The 9,770-nt window shown below is 33.7% G+C and carries 5 protein-coding genes; all 5 read right to left on the bottom strand.

Annotation, left to right across the window (positions count from 1 at the left end; all coding sequences use genetic code 11):
* Positions 1–241 precede the first annotated feature (241 nt).
* From FNW17_RS15265 to FNW17_RS15245, 5 genes are read right to left on the bottom strand one after another with little or no spacing between them, the layout of a single operon-like run.
* A complete protein-coding gene (locus tag FNW17_RS15265) occupies positions 242–1,915 on the bottom strand; it encodes an endo-1,4-beta-xylanase (RefSeq protein WP_144072096.1) in 1,674 nt (557 codons plus the stop codon).
* Between the two features lie 38 nt (positions 1,916–1,953).
* The gene (locus FNW17_RS15260) at positions 1,954–2,988 is read right to left on the bottom strand and encodes a DUF5627 domain-containing protein (protein ID WP_144072095.1); all 1,035 of its coding nucleotides are present in this window, start codon (positions 2,986–2,988) and stop codon (positions 1,954–1,956) included.
* A gap of 44 nt (positions 2,989–3,032) precedes the next feature.
* Complete coding sequence (locus tag FNW17_RS15255) at positions 3,033–4,781, bottom strand: RagB/SusD family nutrient uptake outer membrane protein (RefSeq protein WP_144072094.1); 1,749 nt, start codon at positions 4,779–4,781, stop codon at positions 3,033–3,035.
* Between the two features lie 29 nt (positions 4,782–4,810).
* Positions 4,811–7,831 carry a SusC/RagA family TonB-linked outer membrane protein gene (locus FNW17_RS15250; RefSeq protein ID WP_144072093.1) on the bottom strand — a complete coding sequence of 1,007 codons (3,021 nt, stop codon included), beginning with the start codon at positions 7,829–7,831 and terminating at the stop codon, positions 4,811–4,813.
* Between the two features lie 44 nt (positions 7,832–7,875).
* Positions 7,876–9,765, bottom strand: a complete 1,890-nt coding sequence (locus FNW17_RS15245) for a RagB/SusD family nutrient uptake outer membrane protein (RefSeq protein WP_144072092.1) — start codon at positions 9,763–9,765, stop codon at positions 7,876–7,878.
* Positions 9,766–9,770: the final 5 nt, after the last annotated feature.

Here is a 9,770-nt window from a genome sequence, read left to right as displayed (position 1 = left end):
AAATTGAATAGATTCATCACTTTTTTTATCAAATATAAAGCTTTTTATTAAATTATGGGTAATTGCGGACAATCAAATTTAATTAAAGAAAATTAAAAAAAGTTAGGTGTAATCCTATGATTTTTTACTAGATTTTATTTATATTTTTTAAAAATAAAATCTAAAAATCGTAGTACTACACCTAACAAAATGAGAACTAAATAATTTTCACTATCAAATGATAAGTGTACTAGCTAGCTATTTATTTTAATAATTTAAGACCTTCGGCAAAATTAGAATAGGAAGGTTTACGAGTAAAGTTAACATCCCATAAACCTTGATTCTGACCTGGCAACCAAGAAGAATTAGACTTGCTGTCTGTTAATCCCCAAACGGTAATTCCGTATCGTTGATTTGATGGAATATATTTTGTATACATATCCACAACGTATTTATACATCTCTGCTTGTTTTTGAAGATCGGACTCTGTAGGGGTTAGTCCTGCTGCAACGTCAAGTTCTGAAACTTTGATAAGTTTACCAGTAGCGGCAAGCAATTGAAACATTGTTTCAATTTTTGTTTTATCAGAATTTATACCAATATGCATTTGGGTACCTATACCATCCACTTTTTGGCCTTTACTTTCAATATAAGTTACAAACTGAATAAGACCTTTGCATTTGTCAATACTATACTCAAGGTTGTAGTCATTGATGAATAATTTATCACCTGAATTACCGCTTTTTCTGGTAAGTCTAAATGCTTCAACAGCATAATCTTTACCCAAATAATCTTGCCAGTAGAATTCATCAGCTGGCATATTTACTCTACCTACACCTGTTTTTAATTCATACGGTTTTCCATCATCCATTGGCTCATTAACTACATCCCAAGCTTTAACACTAGGAGCACAATTAGTAACCATACCAGTTATCCATTTATCAAGGGCTCCACCTATTAGAATTTTCTTCTGTTCAGGAGATTTCTCTTGAGTTTTAACACTACCCGTTGCGTTATACTTTTCTACTTTGACATTATCATAGTAAAAACTAGAGGCAGTTTTTCCAAGATTAAAGGCAATTGTATTACAGTCAACCATATTTGAAGTAACCGTAATCTCTTTAACATAAGTTGTCCACGTGGTTATATAGGGAACAGCACCAAAAAAATCCCAATGCTTATAACCCCCAGGATTTAATTGTGCCTGAGTAGGAGTAGATGCTGCAACATCAGCACGCACATCCATAGTAAGTTTGTATTTGTCTCCCAATTTTACAGCCGGAGAAAACTTTACATAAAGCTGTGCCTCCCAATCATTGGCACGAACACTGGCATTTGTTAATTTAAGTGCTCTTCCTATTCCTTTTGCTCCTTGACCAACTGCGGTATAACTAGCAGTTAAATTTGTATTAACCTGATAATTTGAACTATTATCTGTCTCAAAATCATTTTCCATTGCCAAATCCCAACCTGGACCTGTTGATGATAGAACATCTGGGGCAATCAATTTTTTTAGATAAGTAGCATTTTGATTGGCATGCCAACAAAGTGTATGTCCAAAAACAGACACATTAGCCTCTTGAGCTGTTTTTAATAATTTATTGACATTGTCAAGAGCTAGTTTTCCATCGGCTTGTACTATTGCGCCATGTTTCATTTCATATCCTAAAGTAATCTCATCAAAATTTTTGTTGACTACTCTATACATCAAACTTTGACTTGTATATTCATTCAAAGAAATTCCAGCACCTAATTTAAAATTAGGATTAGCCTTTCTGTCGATGTAAGTCTTTAAATCTGAATAAGCATCAATTTTTTCCTGATTAACAAAAGCCAAAGGTTTTTCGACATCGTATGAAAGCACATGCGGCTCAGTACAAGAGGCTAACGATAGTAACAACGTAGCAAAAGGCACGATTTTATATATTTTTCTCATATTATTAATTTTATAATTAAATAAATTATCCTACTAAATTATTTAAGGACAGGGCTAAACACTTCTGCCTTAACTCCTCTATCTCTTAATACCAATGTATCATTTGTTGTAACATTAAAATCTTGCAAACCTACATTATAACTAAGGTATAGTGCGTCACGATCTTTAGAACCCCAACTATTTTTCTCTCCTTTTTTTACAAATTTACCAGTACCAGATGCGGTATAAGTTCCTGGACTAGAAGAGGAAACCGTACAATTACCAGTTCCATCAAAAGAAAGTATTAATTTACAATTGATATTGTTACCACCAGCGTCTTTGTAAACAATTGGGAAATTTATAGTAGTTAATGAAAGGGTATTAATTTTAAACACTTCATCACTTTCAACATAAGTTTTATGTCTAACGATAGTTTTATTTAGGGAAGTATTTCCATTTTTACCTACAATCACATCTTTTCCTCTACGCAAATAAAAACCATCCCAAGGATTAACATATTTTATGGCATAAAATATAAAATCTTTTGGAGTTATAGCCCAATCGACAGCAATAGCTCTATTAGGATTAGCAACTAATGCCTTACCTGATAAAATAGAGTCCGCATTCACGACATTAGTCATCTTAAGAGGAATTACATAGGTGTTTTTTATGGCAAGTGGATCTGCAAAAAAAGCATCTGTCAATTGAACATCTACACCGCCAGTAATATTTCCTTTAGCAATAACAATTTTATTAGACAATAATGTATAATAATTACTCGGCATTGGAAGGACATTATCCCCTGCTGCTTTGAATAACAATCCTGTAGTTAACGGATTAGCAACTTCTACCCCGACAGAGACATCTTTATCATTACTATAAACGCCTCCCAAAGTAGCCATGATTCTGCATTTGTGCTCATTATCCAAAGTTGTATCAAATACATCTTCTCCTAGGGTTATTGTCCTAACTGGAAATTGATAAGCAAAATAAACAGACTGGTATTCAAAATTATCATATACCATATCATCATTTGAACAAGATGTTAAGGTAATGAATAAAATTGTGAACATTAAAAATATCTTATTTTTCATTTTTTTGAAATTTTATTAAAAATAAATAGCATTACATATAAGCATTACCATCCTTTGTTTTGAATCAATGCTTTAAACTTAAGCGCTTCACTATATGGTATTGGTCCATAATTCATATAGTCAGCAAAAACTCTATCCTCAACAGAAGGAATTTTTGTAAATGTAGGGACAGCAGTAGTTCCTTGAATATTCATCCCTTGAGCAGATTCTCCTAAATTTGATTTCCATCTACGCAAGTCCCAAAAACGGAATCCTTCAAAACATAATTCTAATCGGCGCTCGTTTCTAATTAAAACACGCATCGCATCTTTGTCAGCTTTGATAGACTCTAGATAATTATCTTGGACAAAACCTGCACGTTTTCTTATCGCTTTAATCACATCATAGGCTGAAAAACCATTGTTTCCTCCTGATAAAGGACCCCAAGCTTCATTAGCAGCTTCGGCATAATTAAGATAAAGTTCAGTGTAACGCATACGTGGTCTATAATGTCTTTGAGTAGTCGTTGATTGAGGATTCAAATTCACGTCTTGTCTTAACAACTTTTTCATATAATAACCAGTACGAGTTGAAGTTGCCGCTTTATTAAGGCCATCATTCGTAGTACCAATACTAGCCGTAGTAATAACAGTAGAACTCACCCCCGCTACATCCTGATTAACCAAAATAAAATGTTTCAAACGAGGATCACGATTTGCATAAGGAGCAGAAGGATTATAATTACTTGAAGCGTTTGTAATAGGATAGCCGTTAGCTGCTGGAAAAGCATCTACCAAGTTTTGAGTAGGATTTACGCGCCCTCTACCATAAAGTGTAGGGGGAAAATTATCCGCTTCTAAGTTATTACTATTAGCAATATCTGTTCTCCAAACTACTTCTTTTGGATTTATTCCAGAACCTAATGCTTCGATTTCGGCAGTATTTCTATACCAAGTTAAACCATTTGCATCTAATCCTGCAACGCCCCCATTAAGAGCTAATAATTGACCAGCATAATCAGCAGCAGCGCCCCAAGTTGATGTATTACCACTACTAAAAGCTGGACTTGCTGCTAATAACGCAACTTGTGATTTAATAAACATTACAATTCTACCACTCATTCTTTGTCTAGCATAGTCGCCAAAAACTCGATTATAATCATTCAAGTTAGTATAACCAGGAGGCAAAGCATTTGCCATTTCAAAATCCAAAGGAAGTAGTTCTTTAGCTTTTGCTAGATCACTATAAATTTGAGTCATACACTGTTGAAATGTATTTCGTGGTATATTGAAATTTGAATTTGCTCCTTCCGGATCTAATACAATAGGAACACCTAATAATTCATTCGTTTCAGACACACCTGCATGAGCCTGTAACAAATAATACATATAAAGTGCCCGCATTCCATAAGCTTCCCCTTTGAGTCGTTGTCTAAACAACAAACTAACATTGTCATCTACTGCCCATTTAACTTTATCTGCTTCTGCAAGAAAAATATTCAAGTATTGAATAGCAGCCTTTGAATTTGTCCATTGATCTAATGGATTAAAATTAGCAGCCCATTGTCCTGTCGCAACTTTACGAAAATTGTTAGAAACGTCATTTGATACGGCATCATCGGTGGCTACATCACTAAATGACCATCCATTACCGGGAAGTCTAGTGTAAGCATTAAGTAGAATTCCCTGTGCATATCCAGCTTCTGCATACATATCTTCAAGCCCTCTATTGTTTTCTATTGCTGGCTCGATAAGATCGTCACAACTAATAGTCATAAAGATGACTGATAATACTATTAAGATTCTTTTATTCATATCATTTTAATTTTTAATGATTTGTTAATTTAAAATAAAGCTTTTACGCCTAAATTGAAAAACCTAGTTTGTGGCGAACCACCAATATTTAACTCCATAGTTTCACGTTCTGGAGATATTGTTAACAAATTAGCACCATTTACATAAACTCCTAATTCATTAAGAAACGAATTTTGAATCATTTTCTTTGGAAAATCATAAGTAAATTGAATATTGGCTAGGTCGATTCTGTTTGTACTGTAAAGCCAAAAGTCTGATGAACGATAATTATTGTCACTAGTATTTGTAGTAAGTCTAGGATAAGTTGCTGTGGCTTGATTATCGACAGTCCAACTATTTCTAACCATAACTGAATATTTGTCTTCTCCATCAATCCAAAAATAAGAATTATTCTTCATAGCATTTGCACCTACCTGACCTGTTGCCAATGCGAAAAATGTTAAACTTTTCCATTTAGCAGTAAAATTTAAACCTCCAGTAAATGGAGCTCCGCTCCAACCACCTTTTCCTAAATATACCTCATCTTGAGCATTAATAATACCATCTCCATTTTGATCTTTATATTTAATATCTCCTGGTCGAACTTGACCAAATGTTTGTGAAGCATGATTCGTGATATCTATACCATCCGTAAAAAAACCATCGCTTTTAAGACCCCAAAGAGCGTCTAATGGTTTTCCTTGTCTATTTTGGTAATCGAATTCAAACCCCTCTGCCCTTTTAGAAGCTTTAGTATCATAATAGTTTCCTGTAACTCCAAGAGACAAATCTACTTGACCCACTCTTTTATTCACTCTAACATTGAAATCGAAACCAATACGATTATCGTTATTATAATTCACATTAGGTATAAAAGAAGAATTCGGAAAACCTGTTGTGAAATAATTAGGATATAAAACAGAAGCTTGTATTACGTTACCTTCGATTTTGTTAGCAAAAAAAGTACCATTAAACGTTATCAATTTATTAAAAAATGATGCTTCTACACCTACGTTTACCTCTTTCTTTTTGGCAAAAGTAAGACTTAAATTCTCACCTCTACGAGCGTCAGTACTTCTATTTAAAGACCCATCTCTCCAGCTAAACCAAGCTCCATCTGTTTGTGAATAGATACTTTCGTATAAATAATAGTTGGCAACATCTAAATCTGTATTCAATATACCTGCTGATACTGTTAGCTTTAAATTATCTAAAGATGACCAGTTTTTTAAGAAATTCTCCTCACTAAGTCTCCAACCTAAAGACAACGTAGGTGAAGGTGCAAGTCGCTTAGATTCAGCAAATTTTGCCGAATGAACTAGTGCCTCGTTAAATTCTACATAATATTTACCAGCATAATTATAGCTTAAATTAAGTCCTAAATTAGCATTACTTACTCTATGGTAAACTTCTGAATTTGATTGTTGAAATCCATTTGCTAAAAGCATACCTGAAAAGTTATGAACTCCATTAATCTTTTTTACATAATCAAATTGACCAGAAAAAGCGATAGTTTGTCTGTAAGCACTATTAGAAATATTCTGAACTCCTGATTTAGCATCTTCTCCAAATTTAGTCAAAGAAGTTATTTGATCATATCCAGCATAGGAATTCCATTTTGGTTCATATACTGCATAGGTATTATTAAACGATTGAGTGTATGATGTTTCATAATCTACAGCAAATGTAGAGTGAAAAGACAATCCATCAAGAAGACTACTTAACTTAGCATCAACGCCTGTATTGAATTGAAACTGACGATTAGTGTAGGTATTGTAACCTCCTGCATAAATAGCCGCAAAGGAATTGTTTAAATCCAATTGTGTACCTCCTAATAAATATTTACCATCAATAACGTAGTTACTATTAGCTATCATAGCCTGAGAAGATGCATCACCTTCTTCAATCAAATCTATAGGTAATAAAGGAGTAAAACGATCTGGTCTTGTAGTTGCTGCACTACCCCAATAATTTGTATTCACACCTCTACCATTATAGTAGATTGCATTGGTACCAATTGTAGCAGATATAAAATCATTGATTGCAAGATCTACATTTCCTCTAACATTAAAGCGATTAGTACTGTTGTTCTTAGCCTCTCCAAAATTTAATAAATCTCCTGAATTAGAGAAATTTACTGCTGTGTAATATTGTGCAATTTTATTACCCCCTTTAATTTCAACATTAGCATCGTATCTTGTAGCAAAATCTTTTAAATAATCCGATGAATAGTAATCCACATTAGGATATCTATAAGGACTATTACCCGAAGCGTAGTTATAAATAGTTTCATCTGAATACAATGACGATAAACCATCGTTGGCACGAGCTTGATTGTAATAGCTCATATACTCTGCTGAACCTAAATATTTAGGAAAGCTTTTTGCTATATTTATTCCTCCATCAACTCTAACGCTAATTTGCTGTTTTTGAACAACCCCTTTTTTAGAAGTAATATAAACAACTCCTTTAGCAGCACGACTACCATATAATGCTACAGCAGCAACACCCTTCAAGAATGTAACTTGTTCTATTTCTACGGCTAAGATACTAGTAGCATCTCGAGGAATACCATCAACTAAAACTAAATATCCTCCGGATCCCCATATATTACCATTAAAACCACCTACAAAAGCCTGCAAACCATCCAAACTATAGGTCGTATAATTCTTTTCCAAGATTTCTGGTATGTTAACATAGGATACATCCCCTAAAAGATCTTTTTCTTGAACTTTTCTGAATGCAATCTGTACTAACTTATCCTTATCTAAGATTAAATTAATTTCACTCGATTTTGGTTTCACTACAACTGATTTTGTAATATAACCTTTTGCATTAATCAATAATTTTGAATCTATAGGTACTTTGAGTGAAAACTTACCTATAGAATCTGTAGTTGTGGAAATATTGTCTTTTTCGCTTACAAGGATAGCACCTATAACAGGTTTCCCTTCTGCATTCCTTACGACACCATTAACATCAATTTTGTTACCAACTTGAGCCATTAATATCGTGGGAGAAAAAGCAATAATTAAAAAACATAACACTATTTTTAGTTGTATATATTTCATTATTTTCTAATTTGTATTTATAATTTATAAAATAATCTGATTAATTACCATCCTGGATTTTGTGGAAATTCCAAATACATATTTACATCTGCATTTTTCAATGGTAGCCAATAATGTTTTTCACTAAAATTTCGTTCCAAAATAACCGTTTCGCGAATATTAAGAACTTTATTAGTTTTAGGAGTTGCAGTGCTAAAACTTGCATCTCTATCAAATTCGACTGATTTCTTTAAAGTATATGGACTTTGAATAAATAATAACCATCTGCGAAGGTCATTAAAACGGTGCCCTTCAAAAGCTAATTCAACTGCACGTTCACGTCTTACTTCATTCATAAATGAATCTACTGTTCCTAAGAACTTGCCAGCAACATGACCCACTTTAGCTCTATCTCTAACCACATTTACAGCTTCTACAGCGTTTTTACTATAGGATGGATCTTTACCTGTAGCAGAATTATATCCTACAGCTGCAGATTCGGCATACATCAAATAAATATCTGACAAACGCATCCAAGGAATATGTATATTCAAATTATTACCATATTCATAACCTCCATCATATTTATTAGCAGTTATAGGAATAAACTTATAGTTTAAATAACCTGTTCTACTTCCAGTACTTATATTACGATAAGTTCCTCCGGTAAACAAATTAGCATATCGGTTTGACTCTTGATTAGCTGGCATAGTTCCAGTAACACTTTTTACACCATCATACACAATATCGTTGTAAAAACGAGGATCACGACCTTTCCAAGGGTAAGATGGATCATAACCTGACTCCGCATCTGCTTGAGAAATATTTGTTATTGGTAAACCATTCGCCATACCATAATTATCAACATAGTTGGCAGTTGGTAAAAATTTAACATCATCTCCAGCTGCTATTAGCGAAGGCCCGTATTGTTTAGCAGTTCCATAAGTTGATGAATGAGCTCCCCAATAAGGTCCTCTAAAAATAGCTTCAGAACCTCCTGGAATTGCCCAGTTTTTTCCTGTAGTATAAAAATTATCACTATAATTAGCAAATGGTAATAAAGCATATTTAGTATTTCCACTTTCTGTGTTGGATAATAATTCACCGAAAGCTTTTGCTGCTTTTTTACAAAATTCAGCATTATAAGCTGTACTACCTGTAGATTCTTTATTCATCAACGGACTTCCTGCCCAAAGATAATTTTTACCCAAGTAGCCTAAGGCCATAATTTTATTGATACGCAAATCATTTTTTCCTAAGGTTCTTTTACCTATTGTCGTATTATCCCAATCCAGTGGGAGTAAATCAGCGGCCATTCTAAAATCGGCTGCTGCTTTCTCAGCACATTCGGCATAACTAAGTCTAGGTAATGTTAATGGTTGATCACTAGGAAGTACCGTATCAATATAAGGAAGGCCTCCAAAATACTGAATGAATTGAAAGTGAAACCATCCTCTAAAAAACAAAAGCTGGCCTTTTATCAAATCTTTTTCTTCTTGTGTAGCATCGGTCAATTTGTCTATGTTTGCTAAACCAATATTTGCTTTACGAATACCTCTCCAGCCTAAAGTCCATAAATCTTTATTCATACGGTTGTTATTTGTGGACACGTTATTACGGTTCATCCATCCTGCTTGCCAACCATCAGCTTGAGATTGCCAACCCCATAAATCTCCATTGTCAATTTTAACTACAAAATGAAAATTATTAGCTGTAGACTGAATCTCGTCTTCTCCCCAATTCCATGAATTTGTCCAATATGCATTGGTAAAATCTGGAATACACTGGTAAAGTTCCTCCGTAAATCCTTGAAATTTGGTAAAATTCTCAAATGCTTCTTCTTCAGAAATTAAAGTGTCTGGAGACACATCAAGATATTCTTCACACGATACCGGAAAGGCACACAAGCCCAATATAAGGCTATACTTTACTATTGTTTTGAAATAATTTTTCATAATCT

It is taken from the genome of Flavobacterium franklandianum, from assembly GCF_007097365.1.
In the GTDB taxonomy this organism is placed as follows: domain Bacteria; phylum Bacteroidota; class Bacteroidia; order Flavobacteriales; family Flavobacteriaceae; genus Flavobacterium; species Flavobacterium franklandianum.
Note: the sequence above shows the minus strand (reverse complement) of the source record. Positions and strands in the feature narration are given on the sequence as shown.

What these genes read in the sequence shown, in the direction of transcription:
- FNW17_RS15250 (WP_144072093.1), bottom strand. Translation starts at nt 7,831, where the DNA reads ATGAAATATATACAACTAAAAATAGTGTTATGTTTTTTAATTATTGCT.
- FNW17_RS15260 (WP_144072095.1), bottom strand. Translation starts at nt 2,988, where the DNA reads ATGAAAAATAAGATATTTTTAATGTTCACAATTTTATTCATTACCTTA.
- FNW17_RS15265 (WP_144072096.1), bottom strand. Translation starts at nt 1,915, where the DNA reads ATGAGAAAAATATATAAAATCGTGCCTTTTGCTACGTTGTTACTATCG.
- FNW17_RS15255 (WP_144072094.1), bottom strand. Translation starts at nt 4,781, where the DNA reads ATGAATAAAAGAATCTTAATAGTATTATCAGTCATCTTTATGACTATT.
- FNW17_RS15245 (WP_144072092.1), bottom strand. Translation starts at nt 9,765, where the DNA reads ATGAAAAATTATTTCAAAACAATAGTAAAGTATAGCCTTATATTGGGC.